This is a genomic window from Streptomyces rugosispiralis (assembly GCF_024505145.1).
GTDB lineage: Bacteria > Actinomycetota > Actinomycetes > Streptomycetales > Streptomycetaceae > Streptomyces > Streptomyces rugosispiralis.
Genome location: NZ_JANIAA010000002.1, coordinates 64,301 through 89,602, shown reverse-complemented (window position 1 = coordinate 89,602; position 25,302 = coordinate 64,301). Strand labels below are relative to the sequence as shown.

The window sequence follows — 25,302 nt, the reverse complement described above, 5'->3', positions numbered from 1 at the left end:
CGAGGACAACCATGAGGATCGGTTTCATCGGCCTGGGCAACATGGGACGCCATATGGCCCGCCATCTCATCCACGCGGGCCACCTGGTCACCGTGCACGACACCCGGCCGGAAGCCGCCGCCGAGCACCTTGCGCTCGGTGCCCGCTGGGCCCATTCCCCCGCGGACTGCGCCGACGGCGCGGAACTGCTGATCACCATGCTCCCCACCCCGCGCGTCGTCGAGGAGGTACTGCTGCGCGGAGGCGCGGCGGAGGCGCTGCCACCCGGAGCCCTGTGGGTCGATATGTCCACCTCGACCCCCGCGGCCGCGGACCGCGTCGCCGCCGATGTGCTCGACGGCCGCGGAGTGCGCCGGATCGACGCACCGGTCAGTGGCATGGCGCGGGGCGCCGAGGCCGGAGCACTGCAGATCTTCGTCGGTGGCGCGGACGACGACTTCCGCATCGCCCTGCCCGTCCTCAAGGCCATGGGCGATCCGGATCGGATTCTGCACGTCGGGCCGGTCGGCGCGGGCTACACCGTCAAGCTCATGCTCAACCTGCTCTGGTTCAGCCACCTGGTCGCCACCTCCGAGGTGCTCGCCATGGGCGTCAAGGCGGGCGTGGACCTCGGGACACTGCGCAACTCGCTGCTCGCGAGCCCGGCCAGTTCCTCCTTCATCGAGCAGGACCTCATGTCGGTCATCGCCGACGGTGACTACGACGACTCGTTCGCCATGGCGCTCGCCTGCAAGGATCTGGGACTCGCCGTTGACCTCGGCCGCGACCTGGGCGTGTCCACCGAACTGTCGGCCCTCGTCGAGCAGATCTACCGCCGCTCCAAGGCCCAGCACGGCGACCTCGCGGGCGAGATGAGTCCCGTCCGCCTCTACGAGGCACTCGCCGGGCAGGAGTTCCGGCTGGCCATCCAGGCCACCGCGCCGGTGGGCGCGACCGTCACGGTCTGACGGCGAACGAACGCCACCCCGCCCCACGACGTCAGGAGCCGCACCCATGACCTCTTCCGGGCCCGGCGGACCCACACCGCTGAGCATCGACCCCACCTGCCGCATCGAGTTCGGCCCCGGCCGCATCGGCCGGCTCCCCGCCCTGATCGCGGCGACCGGCCACGATCGCGCCTTCGTCGTCACCGACCACGGACTGCGTGCCGCGGGCGTCCTCGAGCCGGTCCTCAAGGCCCTCGAAGCCGCCGGGCTGGAGTACGCCGTCTACGACGATGTGGCGCCCAACCCGTCCACCGCCAACGTCGACGCGGGTGCCGCACGGGCCCGTACGTTCGGCACCGCCGCGGTCGTCGCCCTCGGCGGTGGCTCCGTGCTCGACGCGGCGAAGGGCATCGCCCTGCTGGTCGGCAACGCGAGCGCCACGGCCGCCGACGCCGACGACCTCTGGGAGGCGGCCGACGGGCTACCGCTCGTCGCGATCCCCACCACCTCGGGCACCGGCGCCGAAACCAACGGCTTCGGGGTCATCGAGGACACCGCGGCCTGCCGCAAGGTGTACATCGGCCACCCCTCGGTGAAGCCGCGCGTCGCGCTGCTCGACCCTGAGCTCACCCTGGGACTGCCCGCGCCCGCCACCGCCGCCACCGGCATCGACGCCCTCGTCCACGGCATCGAGTCGCTCGCCTCGCGCGGCGCGAACCCGATCTCCACCGCCTATGCCACGCAGGCCGTGGCCATGGTCAGCCGTGCCCTGCCCGCCGCGTACCGGAACGGCTCGGACCTCGGCGCCCGCGCCGAACTGATGCTGGGAGCCCATCTCGCGGGCCAGGCACTCACCCTCTCCGGGCTCGGACTCGTCCACGGCATCGGCCATGTGCTGACCGCGCACACCGGCACGCCACACGGCGTCGCCCTCGCCGCCGTCCTGGAGGAGGTGATGGAGTTCAACGCTCCCGCCGCGCAGGGCGCCTACGAACAGGTGGCGCGGGCCATGCGCCTCGCACCGCCGGCCGACGGGGACTGGGCGCGAGCGGCCATCGACGGGGTGCGCGAGATCGCGGGCGCCGTCGAGGTGAAACGCCCCCTGAGAACGCTCGGCGCCGACCGCGCCATGCTGCCCGCCATCGCCGCCGGGGCGGTGGCGGACGCGGTGACGAAGAACAATCCGCTACTCCCCGATCAGACGCAGGTCCTGAACATCCTCACCGCCACGTACTGATCGCCACCACATAATGAACAGCAGCCCATACCGCATGGCTCAACGGCGCCCTCGCGGGCCGGCTCGCCTTCGGCGGTGGGAGCGCGCTAGTGGTGCCAGCCGTGCCCGCCCGTGTTGTGGATGAAGCGCTGCAGCACCTTCATGGTCGTCAGGTACTCCTCGTCGGAGATGCCCGCGTGCCGTTCCGCCCACAGCTCGTCCTGGAGGGCCGCGGCCTTGTCGTACAAGGCCCGGCCCTCGTCCGTGATGCCCAGGCGTCCCTCGGCGTCCTCGGTGATCCAGCCCAGGGCGATGACCCGGTCGATCTCCGCCTCCATGACCTCCGGACCGGAGTCGAGATAGTTGCGGAGGAGGCCGGACACCTCGCCGCGGGTCTTGACGGTCTCGGCTCGTGCGACCTGCGCGATGACCCACCACTGTGGCTGGGTGATCCCGACCTCGGCGAGAGCGGACTGGATGCGGCTGACCACGGCCTTGTAGGCGGCCCAACTCCAGTACCCGATGGGCTGCTCGAGCAGTTCGGCGTCGCTGTGGGAGTACTCCATGGCCGGTCCCTCCGTCGTTTGTGTGAACTCGACTGACGATGGGATCGACCGTAGAAGTTCAACCTACGTTGAAGTCAAGGTGACCACCTGGCGGTGGCGGGCGGTCAGCGGTCGGCCGTCAGCAGGCGGACGCGGCCCGTGCCGGGGAGGGCCGGGTCGAAGGCCGGAGGGACGGGGCGGGCGTGGCGCTCCGCCAGGTCGGGGAGGAGTTCCTCCACGGCGCTCCAGCCGTGGTCCGCGAGCCAGCTGGCGGGGGGTTGCGTCATCTCGTTCTTCCACAGGGAGGACAGCATGCCCATGATGCCCTCCGGTGAGGCCGACGCCGCCTCCTGGGCCTGGTCGGTGTTCACCATCGACCGGGTGACATGCTCCACCCCGAGGTGGCTGCCGGGCGCGGACAGCGCGGTGATCCGGTCGAGCAGATGGTCCGCGTCGCGCTCGGTCAGGTAGACGAGTATCCCCTCGACCAGCCAGGCCGTCGGCACGTCCTCGCGGAAGCCCTGCTTCGCCAGCAGCGACGGCCAGTCCTCGCGCAGGTCGGCCGCGATCACCTCGCGCTCGCAGCGCGGCTTCTCGCCCCGGAGGACGTGTTCCTTGAAGTCGAGCACATCGGGCCGGTCCAGTTCGAAGAGGCGTATCCCATCCGGCCAGTGCACACGGAAGGCACGGGTGTCCAGACCCGCCGCGAGCAGGACCGCCTGGCGGCAGCCCGCCGCGCACGCCTGGATGAAGTAGTCGTCGAAGTACCGGGTGCGCAGGGCGAAGTAGTCGCCCATGGCCTCGGTGAACAGCTTTCCCTGCCCCTCGGTCCAGACCGCCTGCTGCTCGGCGCCCGCGGCGTCGACGAAACGCGTGGCCAGGGTGTCCTCGAACAGCCGGTCCGGGCGCCGGCTCTCGTCCGCGCGGGTGATGCCCACGAACAGCGCGGTACTGCTGACTCCCGCCAGGCGCTCGTGTCCGTCGGTCACGTGGTCCTCCGCATCGTGTGGTTGTCTCTCATGTCTTCTCTCCCGTCCATGAGCGTGCCGTTCCCGCTCACGGGCGTGTCGCTCCAGCTCATGAGGCGATCCGCTCGCGGTACGCGGCACGGTCGAAACGGACGCCACCGCGCCAGATCGCCTCGATCGACCGGGTGCTGGTGATGTCCTTCGTGGGATCGCCCTCGACGAGGACGAGGTCGGCGCGCCGCCCCGGCGCGATCACCCCGCGGTCGGAGAGGCCGAAGTGCGCGGCGGGGGCCGAGGTCGCCGCCGTGAGCGCCTCCGCCGGAGTCAGTCCGGCCTCCACGAGGAGGGCCAGCTCGGTGTGGAGACCGGCGCCGTGGACGACCGGGCAGGCGCGGTCCGGCCGGTAGTTGGTGTCGGTCCCCGCCAGCACGGGCACACCTGCCCGGTGCAGACGGGCCACACTCGCCAGGGCGTGGGTGAAGCGGTGCTGGGGGGACGCCTTCTCCACGCAGAGGCCCTCGTGGCCTTCCGCGATCGCGGTACGGGCGTGGTCCGGGAGGTAGCCGACGATGCGCGGATCGGCCGCCAGCGATCGTCCCGTACGGGGCCGGGAGGAGGTCTCCGGGGCGGACGCCTCCAGCATGGCCAGGGTGGGGATGGCGACCCGCTTCTCGTCCGCGGTCCGGCTGACGAACGCGTCGTCCAGAGCCGCTTCCAGCGGAAGGTGCGTCAGCATGTCCACACCGCTGTCCAGGGCGAGTCGCGCGGACCATCCGGCGGACACATGGGCCACGGTGAGCAGGCCCCGGCGCCGCGCGGCGCCGGCGAGCGCCGTCACGGTCGCCCCGTCCAGGGCGGGCAGCGACATCCCGTGGTTCGCGCCGTCGTCCACGATGATCTTGATGAAGTGCGCGCCCTCCGCCTGTCGGGCGGCCACGAACGCGTCGGCCTCATCGGGCCCGGCCACCGTCGGCAGCAGCGGCATGGCATGGCCGGGGTGCCCTCCGGGCGCGCTTGCCACCAGCCCCGAGCTGCGCATATCGGCGAGGTCGGCACGCTCGCCGGCCGCCGCGCACAGGGCCTGGGTGAGCTCCGGCGGGCCCATGAACATGTCCAGCTCGGTGGTCACACCGAAGGCCAGCGCCAGTTCGAGATTGCTCTCGGCGCCGAACACATGCGTATGCGCGTCGATCAGCCCGGGCAGCAGCGTCAGGCCCGTTCCGTCGATCACATCCGCCGACGCCGACGCACCCGAGGCCGCGACGGGCTCGGTCAGAACACGTGTGATGACCCCGTCGGCGAACTCCACCGCCCCGGGGCCCAGCATCGCCGTCCCGTCGAAGATCCGCACCTTGTCGATGATCACCGGCCGCACCTCTCTCACCGTCCGATCGCGATCGCCGTGGACCCGTAGAAACACAGCAGGTTGAAGAAGAGCACAAAGCCCATCGCCGGGAGCATCAGCCCGGATGGCCGTCTGCGCACGAGGAAGCGCCAGGCGCCGAGCGCGGGGAAGACGACGCTCAGCGCCGGCAGCAGGCCCCGCGTCCCGAACAGCAGCAGCCCGAGTGCCACCGCGCCCACGGCGAGAGCGAGGCACACGGCCGCGCTGCCACGCGGGCCGAGCACCTCCGAGTACAGCCGCGCCTCCGGATCCCGCCGCCACTCGGTCTTCCGCGCGAACTCGAACTGGAGGAAGGCGCAGGCGAACATGGCCATCAGCGGGACGGCCCGCCCGTCGCCGTCGATCGCGTCGCCGGTCAGCAGCGAGACATAGAGGTAGACGGAGAGCAGCAGTTGCACCGGGTAGCTGACGAGGAGATTGGCGATGAGGGCCTCGCCGAGCCGCGGCGACCAGCGCTCCAGCGCGACCAGGAACAGCGTGTATCCGAGGGCGAGCAGGATCAGCAGCACGGAGAGGGCCGAGACGAGTGCGTTGAGCACGACGACGACCACCGTGATCAGCGCCATGGCGCCGCGCAGCTCCGCCACCGTGATGGCGCCGGTCACCAGCGGCCGGTCCGGGTTGTGCCGGCGGTCGTACTCCAGGTCCTTCTGCTCATCGACCATACGGGCGAACAGCAGGGCCAGCACCACGCTCACCGCGCGCACCACGGTCGCCCCGGAGGGCGTCCAGTGCGCGGAGGGCCCGGAGAGTGCCTCGGCCGAGCCTTCCAGGGTCAGGGTCCACAGCACGCCGTAGGTGACGTAGATCTGCGGACGGAACATCCGCAGGACGAAACGGCCCAGCCGGGCCGGCACGCGGGAGGCGGTCAGGACATCGCTCAACGCCGCCACCGTCTCCCGGACATGGGACGGCCGAGGGTGCCGGGGGCGGCGGTCATATCGGCCGCGCTTCCGTGGGGGCCGGTGAGAGGCGCAGTTCGCCGTCGGCGATGGTGTGTCCGGCCTGCTTCATGGCGCAGCGCAGCACGGCGCTCGTCCCGTCGCCCGCCACCCGGACGCTCTCGCAGGTGATCGGCAGGTCGAGCTCACCGAAGCCGGTGAAGCGCGCCTTCAGCCCCGTGAGGACGGCCGACGCCGACGGCAGCGCCCCGGTCTCCACGGCGGTGACGAGGCTCAGCTGCCGGAACGCCTCAAGGGTCAGCATGCCGGGGACGTGGTCCAGGGGGTGGTCGAACAGCACGGGGTGGCTGGTGTCGACGAGCAGCCGCGCGACCCTCATCTCCCCTCTGTCCGGCGGGAGTTGGGGCTCCAACGGGGAGATGACCACGTTTGTGGCGTCCCTGCGGTCGACCAGGGCCTCCCCGAGCCGCTCCCCCGGCTCACCGGCCGCGAACGTGGCCTGGACGGGCAGCCCCAGCGTGGCACGCACCTCCTCGCGTGTCGCCTGCCACTGGGCGGGCGTCAGCCAGGACATGGAGCCCTCCAGCGTCGCCACCACCCGGTCGCCGATCAGCGCGCTGTAGGACAGCCGCGCGCCCTTCAGCCCCTCGCGGCCGCGGAAGCGGCGCACGATGCGGCAGCGCAGCACCACCTCGGTGGGTACGTCGCCCACCGTGAGCGCGGTGATGTCCGCGTCGCGCAGGGCGATGTCCCGCAGGATGAACTTCGTGCCGAACGGGTTCTCGAACAGATCGTGGCCCAGCATGAGGAGCGACTGCCGGACGGCCTCCACCAGGACCATCGGGTCGTAGACGTGGCGGCAGCCCACCGAGTCCCGGTAGAAGGCGTGTGAGCGGGGTATCTGCACCCCGATGTCGAGGGTGTCCTCGTCCCGCGCGAGCACACCGGTCAGGAACACCTCGGCCAGGCTCAGCCGATGGACGAGCTCACGCGGCACCGTCTGGCTGAATTCCACCGTGTCCATGCTTCCCCCTCGTGTTACCGGACCGCAGGCCGCGCCAGGTGGTGATGCCAGTCGGACACGCTGACTCCACCGAGCACGGGGGCCGGCCCCTTGCGCTTCATCGGCAGGACATGGGAGCCGACGATCACCGTGTCCCAGGCGTCGAGCGGCAGCCCGGCCCGCCAGACGGCCTCGATCAGCCGCCGGTAGCCCTCCTGGTCGCGGGCGGCGAGCCGGGCGGCGCGCAGCTCGTCCCGGACGGCACCGGGGATCAGGGATTCCTCCGCCTCCGCCACGGCCCGCCTGAGCCGTTCCGCGGCCGGTTCGAAGGAGAGATCCCGCTCGGGCACCTCGGTGTGCAACCGCTCGCCCAGCTCACGTGCGCGGGCCGACTGGTCCTCGCCCGCCAGCGCGGAGGCGTAGACCCGCTGCCGGAGCGCCGCGCCGAAGTAGATGCCCAACTCGCGCGCCACGTCGGCGGGTTCGTCGGGGGTGTGGACGAGGTTGAGCAGATAGCTGTAGCGGCCGGTCGCGTAGCGGAGCTGACCGGGGATCCGGGCCCGCGGATCGGTCGGGCCCTTCCGCTCGGTCAGGACGACCGACGCGGGCGCGCTCGGCGGAGCCCCGGCCCCGTCGGCGTCCTGGCGCACCACGAGCACCACCGAGTCGCAGGTGTCGGTGAACAGATCGGCGAGACGGCGGCGCTCCGGTGTGGCCAGGTTCCACTGGAAGTACCACAGCGACCGCACGGTGTTGGGGGTGAGCCGGGTGCGTTCCGCGGCCACGATCCGGAAGCCCTCCCGGGCCAGCCAGTCGACGGTCGTCGGTAACTGCCTGCTGACCACGGCGTCGGGCTTGAGCAGCAGCGCGGCGTGCCGGTGGAGGAAGCCGTCGACATCGGCGGTGAGGGTGGCGAGCTGCTCCACGCTCTCCAGGAAGTAGGTGTCCGAGCCGAAGAGGACGCGCTTGCGGGGATCGCAGCTGAGGGCCGGCGATATGTCGTCGCCGAAGGGCCGGCCGTTCGTCGGGGCGTCGGTCATCGGCCGGCTCCGTTCACATCGCTCCCGGTCGGGCTGGTCCGGTTCGCCGTCGGGGTCGCGCCCGGCCCCGTCATGTTCAGCCGGGCGAGCACCTCGGTGGCATCGACCGGCGGTGCGCCCAGGTAGCCCGTCTCCAGGCAGTGGTCGATCAGCGTGCGCAGGAAGTCCTGCCCGTCCACCGGTGGCCTGCGGGTGGCCAGGTCCGCCGTGTGGGAGTCGTCGAAGCGCGTCCGGCGCCGGAAGTAGCTCTCGTAGAGCGTCATGACACGCTCGTAGTACGCCCGCTCCCGGCGGGGCAGCCGCTGGGCGTCGAAGCTCGTCGGCGGGACGAACCGCGGCACGTGGAACGGCGGATACTCGGCCATCACATCGGAGAAGTCCCGCAGCGTCAGCGGTGCGCCCACCGCGTGGAAGGTCCGGCCCGCCGCCTCCTCGAACCGGTGGGTGACCTCGGTGATGATGTCCGCCACATAGTCCACGGGCACCAGGTCGAGGCGCGCCTCGTACTGGCCGGGGATGGAGCGGACCTTGCCCTCGGTGGCCAGTTTGAGCACGACGTAGATGTTCTTGTAGTCGCGCACCACGCCGGTGCGCTCGTCGCCGACGACGATGCTGGGGCGGATGATCGCGGCCCGCACCCCGTCGGCCTGGGCCTTGTGCACCAGGGCCTCGGCCCGGAACTTGCTGTCCTCGTAGGCGTTGGCGAGGCGCTGGCCCTCGTCCAGCTCGGACTCGCGGATCAGCCCGTCGCGCTCACCGCACACATAGGCGGTTCCCACGTGCACGAGAGGCGCGCCGCCGGCGCGGGCCAGCTCCAGGACGTGGGCGGTGCCGTCGACGTTGACCGCCTGGTAGACCTCGTCGGGGAGGCCGAAGTCGGTGATCGCGGCGCAGTGCACGATCCGGTCGAGGCCGTCCGCGGCCAGCGCCTGGTACGCGGCCTCGGGCAGGCCGAGCCGGGGCTTGGTCACATCGCCCGGCAGACAGGTGACGGCGTCCGGCTCCAGCGGGGTGCCGTCGTTGCGTATGACCGCGGTCTGGTTGTGGACCAGGGCGGTGACCTGGTGTCCGGCCGCCACCAGCCGGGCGGTGGCCTCCGCGCCGACCAGCCCGGCCGCGCCGGTCACCAGAATCCTCAAGCGCTCCGTCATCGGCCCGCCCCCGCCTGCCGTGCCTCGGTCTCCCGCTGTGCTTCGGTCTCCCGCCGTGCTTCGGTCACCAGGCGGACGATGTCGCCGAGCGTGGTGACGGTGGCGGTCCGCTCCTGGGCGAGCTCCCCGAGCCCGAAGCCCTCCTCCAGCGCCAGCGTCAGCTCGATGAGCCGGAGCGAGTCATAGGCCAGATCCGCGATGAGCCGGGTGTCGTCGGCCAGGGTGGCGTCCCCCGCGGGCGCCATCGCGCCGACGACCGCGTACACCTTGCTCCGCGTCTCGTCCTCGTTCGGCGATGATGTGCCGGTGCTTGACGTCAACGTTCCTCCCTCAGCGTCAGGTGGTGGCGAGATGCGGCTGTGCGCCACCGCTGGACAGCAGATCGCTCGCCTCGTCGATGGGCAGGTCCGCGTCGAGGTGGGCGCCGAGGCGCAGCCAGTCGTAGCCGATCTCCAGGGTCTGCCGCCATCCGTCCGAGGAGTCGAAGGAGGACGGGAAGCTGTGTGCGCCGGTCGTGTGCCGGACCAGGGCGACGAAGTCGTCCAGCGCGGTGAGCGCCGCGCCGCCCTGGGCCGTGGACGCGATCGTCAGCGTCGCGAGGTGCTGAGCCTTCGCCCGGATCTCGTCGGTGTCCGCCCCCGCCGGAAGGAGGGACAGCCTGCGGACGACCTCGGAGTCCGGTGGCAGCGGGTTGACTCCGTGGGCGCTGAGCACACCGCGCAGCGCGGCCCGCAGTATCCTCCGGGCGCTGAGTTCGGCGACGCTCCACTGCTCGCGGTCCAGGGCACCGGTGAGGTCCTCGCGGGCGTTCTCCACCAGCACGTTGGACCACACCAGGGTCATCGCGGCGGCGCTGAACCGGCGGGCGGGCATGGGCACGAGATCGATGCCCTCCGCACCGCCGGCCGCCGCCCCGCCCACGGTGACGATGGGCCGCGCGATACTCGGTGGCGGTGTGACCGGGCCGGACGGGGCGGCCAGCGGCATGGCGGGGACGATCGGGCCGTCGCCCTTCCACGCCACCTTCACCAGGCCGAATCGGAGGAACTGGGCGATCAGCGGGCCCGCCTGCGGTGCTCCTGACGCGTCCGCCATGGCCACTACGGTTCCCAGGGGCCGGCCGAAGACGACCGAACGCCAGGCCCGCGCCGCGCGGTCGCCGAGGACGAACACATCCTGCTTGTCGCGTACGACATGCACACGGTCGCCGGTCGGCCAGGTGGTCACCCCGGTGGCCCTGGCCACGGTGATCCGCTCGGAGTCGGGTTCGGCGCCCGTCACCCCCAGATCGGCCGTGAGCCGGACGCCCGCGGTGATGTACGCGGCGGGGTCGAGACCCGACGCGTCCAGCGAGGCGAGCGTCCGGTACCGGTCGCACAGCGGTTGGTCACCGAGGCGATCCAGTTGCATGGGCAGCCACTTCGGCTCCAGATAGGTCTCTCCCCGCCCCGCCGCCCAGGACTTCACCGCCTGCAGCAGTCCGGCTTCGGTCCATGCCGCGGCCTCTTCCTCCTGGCCCAGTTCCCGCAGGGCGAGCGCGTAGCGGATCGACTGGCGCGCGTGGTGTGCCCACCACTCCCGCATCGTGTCCTGGAAGTCGTCGAAGGACATCAGCCCCTTGACCTTCGCCACCAGGTCCGGATTGCGCAGCGGGAAGCTGCGCAGCAGACGCTGACAGCGGTTCAGCAGATCCTCCGGGACGGCGCCCACGTGGTCGCGCGTGTCGGTCGTGATCGCGGAGAACTGCTCGGCGAGCTGCCGCACCGAGCGGGTTCGGACCTCGACCCGACGCCCGTCCAGGAACAGGAGCGAGGGCATGGTGGGCAGGTCGGCGTCGCTGTCGGCGATGAGCAGGAAGTCGATGTCGGACGAGGAGTTGCCGAAGCCCTCGGCGATCGAACCCTCGAGGACCACAGCGCAGTTGGCGACGGAGTGGATCCGCGGAATGGTCTTGTCGAGCAGGTTCTGCAGATAGTCCTCGCTGAGGATCACACGGGCCTCCCGGTCGTGACGTGGGCCGTCTCGAGGACGCGCGCGTCCTTCAGACGGCCCGCTCGCAGCTCTTCCCACAGGTGGCGACGTCTCGGCTTGCCGCTGGACGTCTTTCTGATCAGCCCGCTGCGGCCGGTGACGACGGTGATGGCGACCTCGTCGCCGAGTGCGCCGCGCAGGACGGTCGTGGCGTCCTCCACCCACGTGCCCCCGGGCTTCTCCGCGAACAGCGTCACCGAGGTGCCGCCGGTGCCCTCGACCCCAACGACCGCGCACTTCTCCCGGGCGATCCCGGTCGCGGAGACCACCTTCGCCTCCAGGTCCTCCATGTAGACGCTGCGTCCGCGCGCCTTGAGGCTGTCGCCCATCCGGCCGAGCACGAACAACTCGCCGCGGTGGAAGAACCCGGCGTCCCCGGTCCTGATGCCGCCGTCGGCGAACCGCGTGGAGCCGGTGCGCCCGGCGTGGTAGCCGCTCGTCACCGAGGGGCCCGTCACCTCGATCTCACCGAGGTGGCCGTCCGGCAGGGGCCGTCCCTCGTCGTCGACCACGGTGGCGCCCACTCCGTCGCCGGGGCCGCCGCAGCCGATCAGCCAGCCATCCTCAACGCCGGAGGGCGCCTTCGCGGAGCTCGCGAACTCGCCCTCCTCGTCGATGGTGACGGGGCCCCCGAAGCGCAGCGTGCCGGTGTTCACGCGCACGGTCGGCGCGGGAGCGCCGGAGGTACGGACGGTCACCGCGAGCGTGGCCTCGGCGAGCCCGTACGACGGCAGATAGACGGACGGGGAGAATCCGGCGGGTTTGGCGAGCCCGGCGAAGTGCTCCAGCGCACGGGGGTTGATGGGTTCGGCGCCGACGATGGCGTTGCGCCACCCGGACAGGTCCAGGTCCGCGAGCCGGTCGCCGAGCCGCCGGGCCGCGTACTCGAACGCGAAGGGCGGGGCGGCGGTGTGCGCGGCGACGGCGAAGCACCGCAGCCAGCGGGCCGGATCGCGGATGAACTGCTCGGGGCGCATGAGCCACAGGTCGTCCTGGACGCTCACCGGGGTGAGCAGACAGCCGATGAGGCCCATGTCGTGGTGGAGCGGCAGCCAGGAGGCCCCGGCGTCGCCCGCGCGCCAGCCGAGTGTGTTCCGGATCAGCGCGAGGTTGGCCTCCAGGTTCGCCCAGGTGACCCGGACGCCACGGGGCCGGCTGCTGGAGCCCGAGGTGAACTGGAGGAGGGCGAGTTCACCCGGTTCGCGGGGCTGGATCTCGTCGCCGTCATCGCGCCAGATCCACGGCTCGCGGTCGGAGCCCGCAGCGGCCAGTACCCGAGCGGCCAGGGGGGCGAGGCCCGCGGCGGTGACGGTGACGGCGGCCTCGGTCTGCCGCAGGATCCCGGCCGTGTGCTCCACGTACTCGGCCTCGGCGGCGAACGCCGGCGGGGGGATGAGGCACACCGTGGCGCCCGCGGCCCAGACGCCGAAGAGCGAGGACAGACACGGGAAACCGGTGGGCAGGAGGAGGCACACCACATCGCCCGCGCGTACCCCTTGTGCCGCCAGCGATCCGGCCACCCGCCGTGCGGAGGCGGCGAGTTCGGGGTATCCGTGGAACTCCCAGCCGCCTCGGTCGTCGGCGAGGTGAATGCCTCGGCCGTGGAGGTCTCCGGCAGCCGTCCGAGGGGGATCCGCCAGCCAGGAGAGCAGTGCGTCACTCACTCTTCGCGTCCTTCGCCTTCTCGCCCTCGGCTCCGGTGTCGATTTCGGCCGGGGTGTCGTCGTCCAGGATCGTGATGGCCCCCGTACCTCCGTCCAACCTCAGCCGCATACCGGTAACCAGCTCCGTGACCGCGCCCTTGACCTGGACGACCGTTGGAATGCCGAGCTCACGGGCGACGATCGCCACATGTGTCAGCGGGCTGCCCCGCTCGATGATGAGCGCCGAGGCGGACGGCAGCGCGGCGACCCAGCCCGGATCCGTGCGGTAGGTCACCAGGACTCCGCCGTCCACGTCCACCGGGGTGTCCGTGACGACGGCGCGGGCCTCGACCACACCGGGGCAGGACGGGGTGCCGCGCAGCTCCCGGACGCCGGTGCGTGCCACGCCGCCCTTCACAAAGCCGGCCCGCTCCAGATTGCCCCGCCAGTAGGCGGCCCCGCGGGTGGTGAACCGGGACGGTGCGGACAACTGCTCGTCCTCGGCCCGCTGACGCTTGCGCAGCTCCACGAGGCCGCGCAGATCGGTGTGCGCCGTCGTGCCCTCGTAGGCGCCCCGCAGCTCCTCCAGGCGCAGGAAGAAGACATCGTTCCAGTGGTCGATCGCCCGCATCCTGGCGAGATCGCGACCCATGGCGCGCAGCATCCGCTTCGCCGAGCCGAAGGCGCGGGTGCGGCAGAATCTCAGCCGCTCCCGGTTGTACAGGGAGGTTTGTGCCTTGCGGCGGACGACGTTGTAGAGCATCCGGCGTGGCCCGCGCAGATGCTCGTCCAGATAGGCGTCGGCCTTCTCGCCGGGTTGGGCGTCCACCTCGGGCAGCGCGGCACGCACCATGGCGAACAGGCTCGACGGGTCCTCCCGCAGATCGGGCACTTCGAGCTTGAGTTCGTCGAGGCTGCGGTAGCCGTACGCGGCGACGTACTCGTCCACCGAGGCGAGGAACGCGGTGTGGCCGCCGTCGCGCAGCGCCTGATAGGTGTCCGCGGCCGGGGTTTCCCGGATGAGGCGGCTCAGTTCGGCGTCGTCACGGACGGTGGCGGCGAGGGCCGACAGCGCGCGGGCGGGTTCGATGGACTCCACCCGGGAGCCGGGGCTGGCGGCGCTCCAGGTGAGCCACTCGGGGGCGTCGGGCAGCCAGGCTCTGTTCAGCAGGGCGAGTGCGCCGATGGACCAGAGAATCGCCGCGTCCAGGGTCTGCATCGGACCCCACTTCTCCAGCAGGTCCTTCTCCAGGGCGCGGAATCGCCGGTAGACCTCCTGGCCTTCCATCGCGTCGTAGTCGACGTTGTCGAACTCCTCGTAGGCCTTGTAGAAGTAGGCCATGAAACGTTCAACAGAACGGTTCATGGTAAGGAAGCGGCGCAGGAAAGCGGCCACCGTCCGCGCACGGGACAGCCGGCCGCGCGGGGAAGAGGAGAAGGTGTACGGGTAGATGGTCCCGGCCATTTCGTCGTCGAGTGGCTCCTCGACGCCGATCGCGACCTCCAGCACTTTCCTGTTGAGTTTGTACAGTGGCGCGATCCGCACCATCCGGTACCAGTGGAGCAGGTTGTAGTACACCCGGCCATGGAAATAGCCGAGCATATGAGGAGCCCATTCCTCGATTTCACGCAGTGCGGCGGGCGGGACCCGGAGCCCTCGGGCATAGTATTCGTAGACGCGGCCGTAGACATTGGCCGCGAAGCTGTAGGTCAGCGGTGAAACGATTCCGGAGAAGCTTTCGATGATGTTGGCGTTGTCCCAGATCCGGAGTTCGCCTTCGCTCGGCCCCAGCTCATCCCCCGATGGCTGGATCGCGTCCGGCAGCGCGGTGATGGGGCGGGCCTGTAAAATCCACAGGGCGTCGTCCGCGAGCGCCCACTCGATGTCCTGCGGAGTGTCGAATACCGCCGCGACGCGTGCTCCGGCCTCATGCAGCCGCGCCATGTCCTTCGGCTCCAGCGACAGCTTCTCCCGGTCGGCCCGCTCCACTTCGGCGACCAGATATCCGGAACCCGCCGGATCCAGGTGATAGCGCTCCCGCTTGTCGCCGAGCACGGTGTCCTCGACCGCGCCCGTGGCGCCGTCGAGGACGACGGTGTCGGCGTCCACCGCGCCCGAGACCAGGCCCTCGCCCAGTCCGTACACGGAACTGACCACGTACTGCCGCCGGTTGCCGGTCACCGGGTTGGCGGTGAACATGACGCCGCTGCGCTCGGCATCCACCATGTCCTGCACCACGACGGCGATGCCCGCGTCGCGCAGCGGCAGCCCGTGGCGCAACCGATAGTGCAGCGACCGCTCGGAGAACGCCGAGGCCCAGCACTTCTTGACGTGCGCCGTCACTTCGGGGAGCCCGGACACATTGAGGAAGGTGGCGAACTGTCCGGCGAAGGAGAACTCCGCGCCGTCCTCCTCGGCACCGGAGGAGCGCACCGCGACCCGGGGCCGCCCCACATGCGCATACGCTTCCTCGACGACCGCCGCGGCGTCGTCGCTCAACTCCCCCGACTCGATGATTTCGGCCAACTGCCGGGAGATTCGTTTAATATTGTCCTGGGTGACCTGCGCAAGGAGATCCCCGATGCGTCCGGCCTCGTCGAGTGCGGTGATGAATTCCTGGAACACATCGAGCCCGACGACGGCCCACCGGGGGACGGCGAGCCCGTTCCTGGAGAGCTCATGGAGATTCCTCCCCTTCCCGCCCGCCAGCTTCGCAGCCTCACCTGGGAGGCTGTCGTCGACTATGGCTCGCATCGGTTTCCTTGACCTCCGGGCACGCGCATCGCGAAGCACACCCCGCTTGATCACGAGGAAGTTTCACCGTACCCCACGGGTCTGGCGATGGCGATCCTTCCCTCCTCTTTTGCGCGGCCACTTCATGACGCCTTGATTCAGGACGCCGTGACACTTTGGCTGGTTGCTACGCTTTTCCCTAGCGATTGCCGCCCAAGTGCCCCTGGCGCTCGGCGTTCGCCGGGGGTAGTAGTGAGCTGGTAACGCTAGGATCCCAGCCATTGCTCCCGCCCCGTTTCCTGCCCCCACGCCCTTTGTTCTCCCCGGCCGGTGGCGAATCCCTGGTGGGCCGCATAGTGGCCACTGGTGGCCACTGCCTCGGGACGTCGGAGAACTGAGCGGACGCTGGACAACTGGAGAAAACCGATGCCCCTCCTTCCTCCCGGCTCCCGTCAGCCCGCCCTTCTGCAGACCATGCGCATGCGCGACCCGGTCCACTACTTCGCGTCACTCCGGCGGCGCTACGGTCCGGTGTTCCGCATGCAGTTGACCGGCTTCCCGCCCCAGGTGGTGGTGTCCACCGCGGAACTCGCCGCGGAGATCTACAGCACGGACGGCGACGGCAACCGGGCCGGGGCGCTGCGCGCGGGATATGTGCCGTGGCTCGGCGACTATTCGCTGTTCACGAACGACGGCGAGCCCTGGTGGCGGCACCGCAAGCTGCTCAGCCCGGCCCTGCACGGCCGGTCCATCGCGAGCTACCCGGAGCTCATCGCCGAGATCGCCGCGGAGGACATCCGGACCTGGCCGCTCGGCAGGCCGTTCGCGCTCCAGGAGCATATGCAGGCCATCACGCTGGAGATCACCCTGCGGCTGGTCTTCGGGATCCGCGACGTCACCCAACTGGCCCGGCTGAGGGCGTTGCTCCTCACCCTGTCCAAGGCCAGTGGCTCCCCGCTCCTGTTCCTGATGCCCGCGCGGCTGCGGGCATGGGCGGAGAAGTCACCGCTGGCGATGCGCGTACCTGTCCTGCCGACGACCCGCACCATGAAGGCCAGCGCGGCGGTGGACGAGATCCTCTTCGCCGAGATCGCCCGCCGCAGGGACGAGGAGGACAGCGGAGCCACCGATGTGCTGGGGCGGTTGCTGCGGGCGCGGGACGACCAGGGCCACTCGATGAGCGACCAGGAGATCCGCGATGAGCTGCTCACCCTGCTCGAGGCCGGCCTCGAGACCACGGCGACCGGCCTCTCCTGGGCCTTCGAACGGTTGATGCGCTCCCCGGAGATACTGCGGCGGCTGCGGGAGGAGCTGGAGCGGGGCGAGGACGACAGCTACCTCGAGGCGGTCGTCAAGGAGGTGCTGCGGCTGCGCCCGGTGATCACCGGCTCGGGACGTCTGCTGGACAAGCCGCTGCGGCTCGGTGGATACGAGATTCCGGCCGGATGGGTGGCCATCCCCATGTTCTCGCTCATCCACCAGGACAGCGAGGCGTTCCCGGACCCCGAGGAGTTCCGGCCGGAGCGGTTCCTCGGCGAGGGCGCCCAAACGGCGCAGAAGTCGTTCCTGCCGTTCGGCGGCGGCCGACGCTACTGCGTCGGCGCGCAACTCGCCATGATGGAGATGAAGGTGATCATTCGGGAGGTGCTGCGGAGGGTGGAGCTGACCGCCGCGGACCCCGCGCCGGAGGCCCAGCGCATGTGGCACGTCACTCTCGTCCCGGGAAAGCGGGCCGTCGCCGTGGCCCGCGAACAGCCCCTGAACCGGCCGCCGTTGAGCGCGGAGCCGAGGTGTCCCGTGCACCCGGCCCCGTCCGAATAGGCCGTCACTCGCACGGTCGGCCCATGGCCGTGAGTTGGTCGCCGAGGGGACTTCGCCGGTACAGCACCTGCCGTCCGTGGCGCGCCCGGGTGACCATCTGCCTGCTCGGGGGGCTCCTCTCGGCCTCGGTCCTCGCCCTGGGCGCCCTGGGCGGGACACCGGGCCTGGCCGCCCTGACGATCGGCACACTGCTGCTGGACGTGGCGATGCAGTCCGGCATGGTGGCCAACCAGGCCCGCGTCTACGCCCTGCGCCCGGATGCCCGCTCCAGGCTCAACACCGCGTATATGACCTGCGCCTATCTGGGTGGCAGCGCGGGTTCCTGGCTCGGGGTACGCGCCTGGGGCCGGGCCGGCTGGTGGGGCGTGTGCGCACTCGTCGCACTGCTCACCGTCCTCGCCCTGGTCCGCCATCCCGCTCGCCCCGCGCCGGCCCCGGAAGAACCTGCCGGTTCCGGCTCGGGCCCCATGCCGGAACCCGGCCGCTACTCCCCCGGACCCTCCTCTCGCAACGCGGTGAGCAGCTCCTTCGTGGTGAGGATGGCATGAGCGAAGGTGGGGCCGTTCAGCTCGTGCGCGGAGTGCATCATCTCGGGTTCGAAGGCGGCGGTGGCGTCGCGGACCAGCGTGACGTGGTAGCCCAGCTCCATGGCGAACCGGCCGGAGGACTCGACGCAGGTGTTCGCGAGCAGCCCGATGAGGATCACATGGGTGATGCCATGCTGCTCGAGCTGCATATCCAGGTCGGTGTTGGCGAATCCGCTCTGTGCCCAGTGCTCTCGGACCACCACCTCCCCCGGCCCCGGCCGGAAGTCGGGATGGAACTCCCCACCCCAGGTGTCCCGGGCGAAGCTGTGCCGCACCATGATGCTCCGCTGGGTCGGGTTGGGGTGGTCCCACGACTCGTAGTCACCCGGCTCCCAGCGGCGGTGCGGGACGAACACCACCCGGACCCCGGCCTGCCGGGCGGAGCCGACGACGGCGCGCAGATTGTCCAGCAGTCCGACCTCCCGCGCGACGCTCTCCACGGCCGGCCAGATCTTGCCTCCCTCGGAGAGGAAGTCGTTGTAGGGATCGATCAGCAGCACCGCCGTCCGCCGGGGAGCATAGGTCTCGGCCATGACGTCTCCTCCGAGGGCTCGTGGAAGATCACCCATCGCCTGAACAGGCACATCCTGGCCGGTCCGAGTACCCCTCCGTCGCCGTTCGAACGCCCCGCGGCGTACCCGCCCCCTTCCGGGACGCCCTCGGCGTCCCCTATAGTAGGTAGACCTACCTACCTAATTTGTCAGGGTGGATGCGATGAGTGAGACCGGTGCGAGGACGACGGAGCCCGGGAGGCGGCGGCCGGCCCGGGAGCGTCTGCTGGCGGCCGCGGCTCGCCGCTTCTACGCCGACGGTGTGACGGCGACCGGAATCGACACGATCACCGCCGAGGCGGGCGTGGCGAAGATGAGCCTGTACAACAACTTCTCCTCCAAGGCCGATCTCGTCAGGGCCTATCTCGACGCCCGCCACGAGGAGTGGCTCGCGGTGTACCGGTCACGGCTGGAGCGGGCCGAGAGCCCCCGCGACGGCGTCCTCGCGGTCTTCGACGCCTACGCCGATCACGCGGCGTTCGCCTACGAGCGCGGGTTCCGCGGCTGCGGCCTGCTCAACGCGGCCGCCGAGCTGCCCGCCGGGGACGAGGGGCGGGCCGTCGTACGTCGCCACAAGGAGGAGGTCGAGCGGCTGATCGCCGGTCACCTCGAGGAACTGCTGCCCGAGCGCCCCGACGACGCCCGGACGGTGGCGGAGCACCTGGCGTTCCTGCTGGAGGGCGCGATGGCGCGGGCCGGTCTGGAAGGCGACGACAGCCGTCTGCGGCACGCCCGCGCGATGGCGGCGGCCCTGCTGGACCGGCTGTGACGGCCTCCGCGCCCGGCGCCCGTTCGGCGGGCGCCGGATCGCTGTGCGTGCTCGCCGCGTCCGTGCTGTGGGGCACCACCGGCACGGCGGCCACCTTCGCCCCGGACGTCGGCCCGCTCGCCATCGGCGCGGTCGCCATGGGCCTCGGCGGACTGCTCCAGGCCCTGGTCGCCGCTTCCCGTATCGCCCGTCAGGCCCCGCGGCTGCGTGCGCGGCGCGGCACCGTACTGCTCGGCGCGGCCGCGGTGGCTGCCTACCCCTTGGCGTTCTACAGCTCGATGCACCTGGCCGGAGTGGCCGTGGGCACCGTGGTGTCGATCGGCATGGCCCCGCCGGCCTCGGCCGTGATCGAACGGGTCATGGACCGGCGCCGGCTGACGCGCCGCTGGAAACTCGGCGCCGCCCTGGGCCTGTTGGGCACCCTCATGCTGTGCGCGGGCCAAGCCGCCAGGGCCCCGGGCGGCGCGGAGCGGACATCCGCGGCCGCCACGGTGCTCGGTGTGGGGCTGGGCCTGATCGCCGCCACGACCTACGCCCTCTACTCCTGGGCGGCGCACCGGCTGATCACCCAGGGGATCACCTCGCGCGCGGCGATGGGCGCGGTCTTCGGCATGGGCGGACTGCTCCTGGTGCCGGTCCTCCTGGTCACCGGGGCCCCGCTCCTCGACTCCGGGTCCAACATGGCCGTCGGTGCGTACATGGCGCTGGTGCCCATGTTCGCGGGCTACGTCCTGTTCGGCTGGGGCCTGGCGCATGTGCCCGCCTCCACGGCGACCACGCTCTCCCTGCTGGAACCGGCCGTGGCGGCCGTCCTCGCCGTGCTGGTCATCGGCGAACGTCTGCCCGCCGCCGGCTGGGGCGGTATCGCACTCGTCCTCGCCTGTCTGGCCGTCCTCACGGCCCCGGCGGATATCTCCTGGCGGCGCCGGCAGCGGCGAGACGACGTGACGCCGTCGGCCCGCCGGCCGGGTCAGGTCGCGGTCGCGGACGCCGCCGCGCGGCCCGTCGTACGGCCCGAGAAGAGACAGCCGCCGAGGAAGGTGCCCTCCAGCGAGCGGTAGCCGTGCACTCCGCCGCCGCCGAAGCCCGCCACCTCTCCGGCCGCGTACAGGCCGCTGATCGGGTTGCCCGAGGCGTCCAGGACGCGGCCGGAGAGGTCGGTCTGGAGACCGCCGAGGGTCTTGCGGGTGAGGATGTTGAGGCGCACGGCGATCAGGGGTCCGGCACCCGGGTCCAGGATCCGGTGCGCGGAGGCGGTGCGGCTGAGGGAGTCCCCGGGGTAGGAGAGCGCGTTGCGGATGCCCATGACCTGGACGTCCTTGGTGTACGGGTTCTCGATCTCGCGGTCGCGGGCCTCGATCTGCCGTTTGAGATCCGCAAGGTCGATCAGGTTGTCACCGGTCAGCTTGTTCATGCCCGCGACCAGTTGGGGCAGGGAGGTGGCGACCACGAAGTCCTCGCCCTTGTCCCGGAACCGCTGGATCGGCTCGGGGGTCTGCCAGATGCGGGAGAGGAGTTGCAGGATGTCCTTGTTGGTCAGGTCCGGGTTCTGCTCCGAGCCCGAGAGCGCGAACTCCTTGGCCATGATCTTCTGGGTGGTGACGAACCACGAGTAGTCATGGCCGGTGGCGGTGATCGACCCGAGGGTGTGCAGGGTGTCGTAGCCCGGGATGTCGGGGCTGGAGAAGCGTCCGCCCTTCGCGTCGAACCACATCGACGACGGGCCCGGCAGAATGCGGATGCCATGGCCCGGCCAGATCGGGGCGTAGTTTCTCAGACCCTCGGTGTAGTGCCACATCCGGTCGGGGTTGACGATCCGTCCGCCCGCCCGCTCGGTGATCGCCAGCATGCGGCCGTCCACATACGCCGGGACACCGGTGACCATGAACTTCGGCGGGGAGCCGAGCCGGTCGGGCCAGTTCCGCCGTACGAGGTCGTGGTTGGCGCCGATACCGCCGGAGGTGACGATCACCACCGGGGCGTTGAGCTCGAAGTCGCCCACCACGGTGCGCGAGGTCTGCTTGCCGCGGGCGGCGTCGCTCGGCTCCAGGATCGAGCCGCTCACCCCGGTGACGGCGCCACCGGTGACGATCAGCTCGTCCACCCGGTGACGGAACGTGAAGGTCACCCGGCCGTCCTTCGCGGCGGCCCGCACCTTCTTCTCGAACGGCTCGACCACGGCCGGACCGGTGCCCCAGGTGACGTGGAAACGCGGCACCGAGTTGCCGTGCCCGTCCGCGAGACCGCCGCCGCGCTCGGCCCAGCCGACGATCGGGAACCAGCGCACACCGAGCCCGTGCAGCCAGGACCGCTTCTCGCCGGAGGCGAAGTCCACATATGCCTCGGCCCACTTGTGGGCCCAGTAGTCCTGGCCACCGGGATCGGTGATGCCACGGTCGAAGCCGGCCGTGCCGAGCCAGTCCTGCAGGGCCAGTTCGGGGGAATCCTTGATCCCCATCAGCCGCTGCTCCTCGGAGTCGACGAAGAACAGGCCGCCGAAGGACCAGAACGCCTGGCCGCCGAGGTTGCTCTCGGGCTCCTGGTCGAGGAGGAGCACCTTGCGCCCCGCGGCCGCCAGTTCCGCCGTGGCCACCAGCCCGGCGAGCCCGTGGCCGACCACGATGGCGTCCGCGTCCGAGGACGCCCCGGAGGCGGCGAAGGCCGGAACCGCCGCCTGGGCGAGCGCGGCCCCGGCGAGCACACCGCCCGCCGCCGTCAGGGCGCGGCGCCGGCTGATCCCGTCGATCCCGGCGGGCGACGCGGGATTCTCTGTGGAGTTCTCCATGAGCTGCCTTCCGGAAGGGGTTCGGAGGGTGCGGGAGATACGAGGAGGGTTGCCGCGACGGAATCGTGTTACCGACCGGCAACGTGTTACCGACGGTAGCCCACAGGGTGCGAGGCCGCCAGAGTCCCACTCACAAGTGCAACTTCCGCTTGACGCAAGGGACTTCGGCGAGTCAGCGACCGTCAGGTGACGGCTCGCCCGAGGCGCTCCCGCGCGGCGAGAACGCGTACAGATCGAGGATGTCGGGCAGCGGTGCCACCCCGGGGCCGCCCGCCCGCACCCAGGCCACGATGTCCTCCGTCGCGTCCGGATCGTTGACCAGGCCGAGCCACACCGGCCGGCCCCCGGCGGCCCGCCCGGCGGCCGACGGCTGCACCACGATCACATTGGCCTGGTCGCAGACGTCCAGACACTCGGAGACGCGTACGGGCGCCTCCGCACCGAGCCGCGCGAGCTGCGCGGCATGGTCGACGCCGGACACCTTGGGACTGCCGCAACAGCAGTCCCGGCACACGGTCACCCGGCACGGCAGCGGGTCGGTCGGCCTTACCGGCATGCCACATCACTCCTCCTCCGGGGAAGTCCGCCCCGGTGTCGTTCGAGGAGGCGACCGCGTGAGTCTCCTGGCTCCCGGGTCGATGCTCGTCCCGGCCTTCCCACCCGCGTACGGGCAGTGGCCTGTTCGGGATCCGCTCGCCGATCACAGTGGCGGTACCGCGCCGGATTCACACCGGCTTCCTCGTTCCGCCGTCGCCTTTGTCGCCCGGCATCATCGCATCCCGGACACCGCCACACCACGCGGCCCCGGCCCCAGCGGGGCGACGGGCGGCCCGGCGTCAGTTCCGGCGAACCGGCGCCCCCGCCAGGATTTCCCCCAGACCCTGGCGGGTGGCCGCCAGCACCACGCGGTCCTGGGGCCGCAGGGCATAGCCGGGGTGCAGGTCCCATACCAGGGCCGGCTCCTGCCGGATGACACCGTCGTAAAGGGGCGCCGCCCCGAGGTCGCGCTGCCGGTCCGCGGGCTCGGCCGCGTCCAGCGCGATCACCCGCCAGGCGCCCGGTACGAACGCCTCGGCGACGGTACGCCCCTCCAGTTGCGGATGCCCGGCGACATGCAGGGCGGCGAAGAGCAGCACCCTGCGCTCGACCGGTATGGCACCGAGGACCTGACGTCCCATCATCGCCCCGGCGAACGCCGGAGCCGCCAGGCTGGAGACGCTGCGGCTGCGGGTGAGGGCCCGCGGATGGGCCGCACGCAGCGTGCGGTAGACGGCGGTGGCGAAGCGGTCGTCATACAGGCGCAGAGCCACCCGCAGCCGGGGCTTGACCGAGCGGGCGTACAGCGTCGCCTCCAGGTTGGTGGTGTCGGCGCTGGTCAGTGCGAGCAGGGCGTGGGCCCGCTGGATCTTGGCGGCCTCCAGGACGCCTTCCTGGGTGACATCGCCGAGCACCGTAGGCACCCCCAGCCTGCGGGCCAGCGGGATGCCGCGCGCCCCGGGATCCTCTTCCACGCACACCACGGGGATGTCCATCTCCCGCAGTCTGGCCAGGACGCGGGTGCCGACCTTGCCGAGTCCGAGCAGCACGACGTGGCCGGACAGGCCGCGCGGAGGGCGGCGCAGCGCGGACGCGGTGCGGAAGGTGCCCAGCGCTTCCAGCGCGGCGGCCACCAGAACGGGCAGCAGGAGCAGTCCGGTCAGCCCGGACAGCAGTTGGAGGACCTTGCGTCCGGTCGGCTCGTCGAGCGCCGGGTCGTCGATCGCCAGCACGTCCAGCACGGTGAGGTAGGCCGCGTGGAGCAGTCCGGCTCCGGTGAAATGCCAGGAGGCGAGGGCGAGGACCAGCACGGCGAGCGCCATTCCGGCGACGGACCAGCGCAGTCTGCGGGAGAACAGCGAGGCCAGCGGCAGTCTGCGGCTGCCGAGCCGCCGTGGCGGCAGCGGTGGGCCGATGGCGGAGACGGCCTCGAGCACCACCGTGTCGCGTCCGGTGGCGGCGGCGACCTCCTCGTCCCCGGGCAGCAGCCTGGGCCCTTCGTCCCCGCTGCTGTCGGAGCCCTCGCTGCCGCCGGGGTCGCTGGTGGTGGACGAGAGCAGGGCGAGCGTGCACAGCCCCGGATCGGCGACCTCGTCCGTGCCGGGCGGGGTGCGCTCGGCCGCGCGCAGCAGCAGCCCGTCGGCCTGGAGCACTTTGCTGGTGCCCGCCACGGCGGTGGCCGCGAGCGCGGGGGCCGCGGTGTCGGCGTCCGACAGTACGGTGGTGGTGGCGTCCAGTTCCGCCGGGTCCATACCGGGATCGGCGACCCGCGCCGCCTCGTCGAGGAGTTCCTCCAGGTGCTGGCCCAGCTTGCGGTTGTAGAGCCGGATCACCAGCCGCAGCCGGGGGTTGAGGCGGCGGGCCCGCAGGGCGGCGTGGATGTTGGTCTCGTCGTCGTCATGGACCAGGGCGAGCGCCGTCGCCTGATCCGCGCCCGCCTCGATCAGCACGTCCTCGTCCAGTGCCGGCGCCTCCATGACCCGCACTCCCCCGGCCGGGTCGGGGTCGTCCGTGGTCTGCCGGGGCAGCGGGACCCGTCCGACGGCCGCGCTGAACCTGCCGAAGAGCGCGGAGGTACGGCCGCCGGGCCGCCATCCCGCCATCCGCTGCCCGGCCGGGTCCGCCAGGGGAGCACCGCCGGGAATGACGACGGTCACCTGTGTCCGGTAGACGTCGTGCAGTTCGGCGGCGAGGCGATGGGCGAGCGCGTCGTCGCCGCAGACGACCATGTGGACCGGCCCCGAGGGGGACGGCGGGTCGGATGTGGAGGTGGAGAACACGACGGCGAAGCCCCCCGTTGGTTCCGTGATGCCGTGGGTCACCGGGCGGAGTACGGCGCCCGCAGGCACCCGGCGTCCGGCGCCTCCGCTCCGGCGGTGATGATCAGACCGTACCCGGTCCGCCGTCAAAGCGAGTTGGCCGTCTCGCCGCCGAAGGCGGCCGGGTGCCGCCGCCGCTCACTCCCTCGGGGCTCCGCAGCGCGCACAGCGGGTGAACTCGGCGGTGTCCTGGAACGCGCCGCAGTCGGCGCAGACCCGCTCCAGCCAGCAGGCGGGGTCCCCGCCCTCGGGCTCGGCGGGCGCCGGGTCCGCCGTCTCCCGCGTCTCCCGGTCCGGATCGCCGGGCCGAACCGTGCCGCTCATCGTGTGTGCCTCCTCATCCGGACCGTGCGCGGGTCCGTTCGCCGAC

21 protein-coding genes, 1 pseudogene and 1 riboswitch are annotated in these 25,302 nt (G+C 71.4%); of the genes and pseudogenes, 6 read left to right on the top strand and 16 right to left on the bottom strand.

Annotation, left to right across the window (positions count from 1 at the left end; genetic code table 11):
- Positions 1 to 11: 11 nt before the first annotated feature.
- Positions 12 to 947, top strand: a complete 936-nt coding sequence (locus NP777_RS04410; RefSeq protein WP_256648700.1) for an NAD(P)-dependent oxidoreductase — start codon at positions 12 to 14, stop codon at positions 945 to 947.
- A 46-nt stretch (positions 948 to 993) separates the two neighbouring features.
- The gene (locus tag NP777_RS04405; protein WP_256648699.1) at positions 994 to 2,163 is read left to right on the top strand and encodes an iron-containing alcohol dehydrogenase family protein; all 1,170 of its coding nucleotides are present in this window, start codon (positions 994 to 996) and stop codon (positions 2,161 to 2,163) included.
- Between the two features lie 86 nt (positions 2,164 to 2,249).
- Here NP777_RS04405 and NP777_RS04400 read toward each other — a convergent pair whose 3' ends face one another.
- From NP777_RS04400 to NP777_RS04350, 11 genes are all read right to left on the bottom strand, one after another.
- Entirely contained in the window at positions 2,250 to 2,708 is a 459-nt protein-coding gene (locus NP777_RS04400; RefSeq protein ID WP_256648698.1) for a MarR family winged helix-turn-helix transcriptional regulator, read from the bottom strand.
- Between the two features lie 104 nt (positions 2,709 to 2,812).
- Positions 2,813 to 3,676, bottom strand: coding sequence for an SAM-dependent methyltransferase (locus tag NP777_RS04395; protein ID WP_256648697.1), 864 nt, complete (start codon positions 3,674 to 3,676; stop codon positions 2,813 to 2,815).
- 88 nt (positions 3,677 to 3,764) lie between these two features.
- The gene (locus tag NP777_RS04390; RefSeq protein WP_256649081.1) at positions 3,765 to 5,030 is read right to left on the bottom strand and encodes an amidohydrolase family protein; all 1,266 of its coding nucleotides are present in this window, start codon (positions 5,028 to 5,030) and stop codon (positions 3,765 to 3,767) included.
- A 5-nt stretch (positions 5,031 to 5,035) separates the two neighbouring features.
- A complete protein-coding gene (locus NP777_RS04385; RefSeq protein WP_256648696.1) occupies positions 5,036 to 5,944 on the bottom strand; it encodes a UbiA family prenyltransferase in 909 nt (302 codons plus the stop codon).
- A 52-nt stretch (positions 5,945 to 5,996) separates the two neighbouring features.
- A complete protein-coding gene (locus tag NP777_RS04380) occupies positions 5,997 to 6,986 on the bottom strand; it encodes a ScbA/BarX family gamma-butyrolactone biosynthesis protein (RefSeq protein ID WP_256648695.1) in 990 nt (329 codons plus the stop codon).
- A gap of 14 nt (positions 6,987 to 7,000) precedes the next feature.
- Complete coding sequence (locus NP777_RS04375) at positions 7,001 to 8,005, bottom strand: nucleoside-diphosphate kinase (protein ID WP_256648694.1); 1,005 nt, start codon at positions 8,003 to 8,005, stop codon at positions 7,001 to 7,003.
- Positions 8,002 to 9,156 carry an SDR family oxidoreductase gene (locus NP777_RS04370; protein WP_256648693.1) on the bottom strand — a complete coding sequence of 385 codons (1,155 nt, stop codon included), beginning with the start codon at positions 9,154 to 9,156 and terminating at the stop codon, positions 8,002 to 8,004. The genes NP777_RS04375 and NP777_RS04370 overlap by 4 nt, the downstream gene beginning before the upstream one ends.
- Entirely contained in the window at positions 9,153 to 9,476 is a 324-nt protein-coding gene (locus NP777_RS04365) for a phosphopantetheine-binding protein (protein WP_256648692.1), read from the bottom strand. The genes NP777_RS04370 and NP777_RS04365 overlap by 4 nt, the downstream gene beginning before the upstream one ends.
- 16 nt (positions 9,477 to 9,492) lie before the next feature.
- Positions 9,493 to 11,148 carry a hypothetical protein gene (locus NP777_RS04360; protein WP_256648691.1) on the bottom strand — a complete coding sequence of 552 codons (1,656 nt, stop codon included), beginning with the start codon at positions 11,146 to 11,148 and terminating at the stop codon, positions 9,493 to 9,495.
- On the bottom strand, positions 11,145 to 12,851 hold the full coding sequence (locus tag NP777_RS04355; protein WP_256648690.1) for an AMP-binding protein: 1,707 nt from the start codon (positions 12,849 to 12,851) through the stop codon (positions 11,145 to 11,147). Before NP777_RS04355 ends, NP777_RS04360 begins: the two co-directional genes overlap by 4 nt.
- Positions 12,844 to 15,585: a phosphoenolpyruvate synthase gene (locus NP777_RS04350; RefSeq protein ID WP_256648689.1), complete on the bottom strand. Its 2,742-nt coding sequence runs from the start codon at positions 15,583 to 15,585 to the stop codon at positions 12,844 to 12,846. The genes NP777_RS04355 and NP777_RS04350 overlap by 8 nt, the downstream gene beginning before the upstream one ends.
- A 405-nt stretch (positions 15,586 to 15,990) precedes the next feature.
- Here NP777_RS04350 and NP777_RS04345 point away from each other — a divergent pair, with 405 nt between their 5' ends.
- Positions 15,991 to 17,385 carry a cytochrome P450 gene (locus tag NP777_RS04345; protein ID WP_256648688.1) on the top strand — a complete coding sequence of 465 codons (1,395 nt, stop codon included), beginning with the start codon at positions 15,991 to 15,993 and terminating at the stop codon, positions 17,383 to 17,385.
- Positions 17,386 to 17,480: 95 nt separating this feature from the next.
- Positions 17,481 to 17,933, top strand: a pseudogene (locus tag NP777_RS04340) (MFS transporter); the annotation flags it as partial.
- Here NP777_RS04340 and NP777_RS04335 read toward each other — a convergent pair.
- On the bottom strand, positions 17,870 to 18,505 hold the full coding sequence (locus tag NP777_RS04335; RefSeq protein WP_256648687.1) for an isochorismatase family cysteine hydrolase: 636 nt from the start codon (positions 18,503 to 18,505) through the stop codon (positions 17,870 to 17,872). The pseudogene NP777_RS04340 and the gene NP777_RS04335 overlap by 64 nt on opposite strands.
- 181 nt (positions 18,506 to 18,686) lie before the next feature.
- Between NP777_RS04335 and NP777_RS04330 the strand changes: the two genes are divergently transcribed.
- Both NP777_RS04330 and NP777_RS04325 read left to right on the top strand, forming a co-directional pair.
- The gene (locus tag NP777_RS04330) at positions 18,687 to 19,292 is read left to right on the top strand and encodes a TetR/AcrR family transcriptional regulator (protein ID WP_256648686.1); all 606 of its coding nucleotides are present in this window, start codon (positions 18,687 to 18,689) and stop codon (positions 19,290 to 19,292) included.
- A gap of 47 nt (positions 19,293 to 19,339) precedes the next feature.
- Positions 19,340 to 20,353, top strand: a complete 1,014-nt coding sequence (locus tag NP777_RS04325; RefSeq protein WP_391858462.1) for a DMT family transporter — start codon at positions 19,340 to 19,342, stop codon at positions 20,351 to 20,353.
- Here the strand turns inward: NP777_RS04325 and NP777_RS04320 are convergent.
- From NP777_RS04320 to NP777_RS04305, 4 genes are all read right to left on the bottom strand, one after another.
- Complete coding sequence (locus tag NP777_RS04320) at positions 20,263 to 22,077, bottom strand: FAD-binding dehydrogenase (RefSeq protein WP_256648684.1); 1,815 nt, start codon at positions 22,075 to 22,077, stop codon at positions 20,263 to 20,265. The genes NP777_RS04325 and NP777_RS04320 overlap by 91 nt on opposite strands.
- Positions 22,078 to 22,249: 172 nt before the next feature.
- Positions 22,250 to 22,633 (bottom strand): (2Fe-2S) ferredoxin domain-containing protein, encoded by a 384-nt coding sequence (locus tag NP777_RS04315; RefSeq protein ID WP_256648683.1) that lies wholly within the window; start codon positions 22,631 to 22,633, stop codon positions 22,250 to 22,252.
- Between the two features lie 40 nt (positions 22,634 to 22,673).
- Positions 22,674 to 22,864: riboswitch (cobalamin riboswitch) on the bottom strand.
- A gap of 49 nt (positions 22,865 to 22,913) precedes the next feature.
- On the bottom strand, positions 22,914 to 24,842 hold the full coding sequence (locus tag NP777_RS04310) for an NAD-binding protein (RefSeq protein ID WP_256649080.1): 1,929 nt from the start codon (positions 24,840 to 24,842) through the stop codon (positions 22,914 to 22,916).
- A 228-nt stretch (positions 24,843 to 25,070) separates the two neighbouring features.
- Positions 25,071 to 25,256: a hypothetical protein gene (locus NP777_RS04305; protein WP_256648682.1), complete on the bottom strand. Its 186-nt coding sequence runs from the start codon at positions 25,254 to 25,256 to the stop codon at positions 25,071 to 25,073.
- Positions 25,257 to 25,302 lie beyond the last annotated feature (46 nt).

What these genes read in the sequence shown, in the direction of transcription:
- NP777_RS04310 (WP_256649080.1), bottom strand. Translation starts at nt 24,842, where the DNA reads ATGGTCGTCTGCGGCGACGACGCGCTCGCCCATCGCCTCGCCGCCGAA.
- NP777_RS04405 (WP_256648699.1), top strand. Translation starts at nt 994, where the DNA reads ATGACCTCTTCCGGGCCCGGCGGACCCACACCGCTGAGCATCGACCCC.
- NP777_RS04335 (WP_256648687.1), bottom strand. Translation starts at nt 18,505, where the DNA reads ATGGCCGAGACCTATGCTCCCCGGCGGACGGCGGTGCTGCTGATCGAT.
- NP777_RS04350 (WP_256648689.1), bottom strand. Translation starts at nt 15,585, where the DNA reads ATGCGAGCCATAGTCGACGACAGCCTCCCAGGTGAGGCTGCGAAGCTG.
- NP777_RS04370 (WP_256648693.1), bottom strand. Translation starts at nt 9,156, where the DNA reads ATGACGGAGCGCTTGAGGATTCTGGTGACCGGCGCGGCCGGGCTGGTC.
- NP777_RS04320 (WP_256648684.1), bottom strand. Translation starts at nt 22,077, where the DNA reads ATGGAGAACTCCACAGAGAATCCCGCGTCGCCCGCCGGGATCGACGGG.
- NP777_RS04410 (WP_256648700.1), top strand. Translation starts at nt 12, where the DNA reads ATGAGGATCGGTTTCATCGGCCTGGGCAACATGGGACGCCATATGGCC.
- NP777_RS04400 (WP_256648698.1), bottom strand. Translation starts at nt 2,708, where the DNA reads ATGGAGTACTCCCACAGCGACGCCGAACTGCTCGAGCAGCCCATCGGG.
- NP777_RS04315 (WP_256648683.1), bottom strand. Translation starts at nt 22,633, where the DNA reads ATGCCGGTAAGGCCGACCGACCCGCTGCCGTGCCGGGTGACCGTGTGC.
- NP777_RS04380 (WP_256648695.1), bottom strand. Translation starts at nt 6,986, where the DNA reads ATGGACACGGTGGAATTCAGCCAGACGGTGCCGCGTGAGCTCGTCCAT.
- NP777_RS04305 (WP_256648682.1), bottom strand. Translation starts at nt 25,256, where the DNA reads ATGAGCGGCACGGTTCGGCCCGGCGATCCGGACCGGGAGACGCGGGAG.
- NP777_RS04330 (WP_256648686.1), top strand. Translation starts at nt 18,687, where the DNA reads ATGAGTGAGACCGGTGCGAGGACGACGGAGCCCGGGAGGCGGCGGCCG.
- NP777_RS04345 (WP_256648688.1), top strand. Translation starts at nt 15,991, where the DNA reads ATGCCCCTCCTTCCTCCCGGCTCCCGTCAGCCCGCCCTTCTGCAGACC.
- NP777_RS04375 (WP_256648694.1), bottom strand. Translation starts at nt 8,005, where the DNA reads ATGACCGACGCCCCGACGAACGGCCGGCCCTTCGGCGACGACATATCG.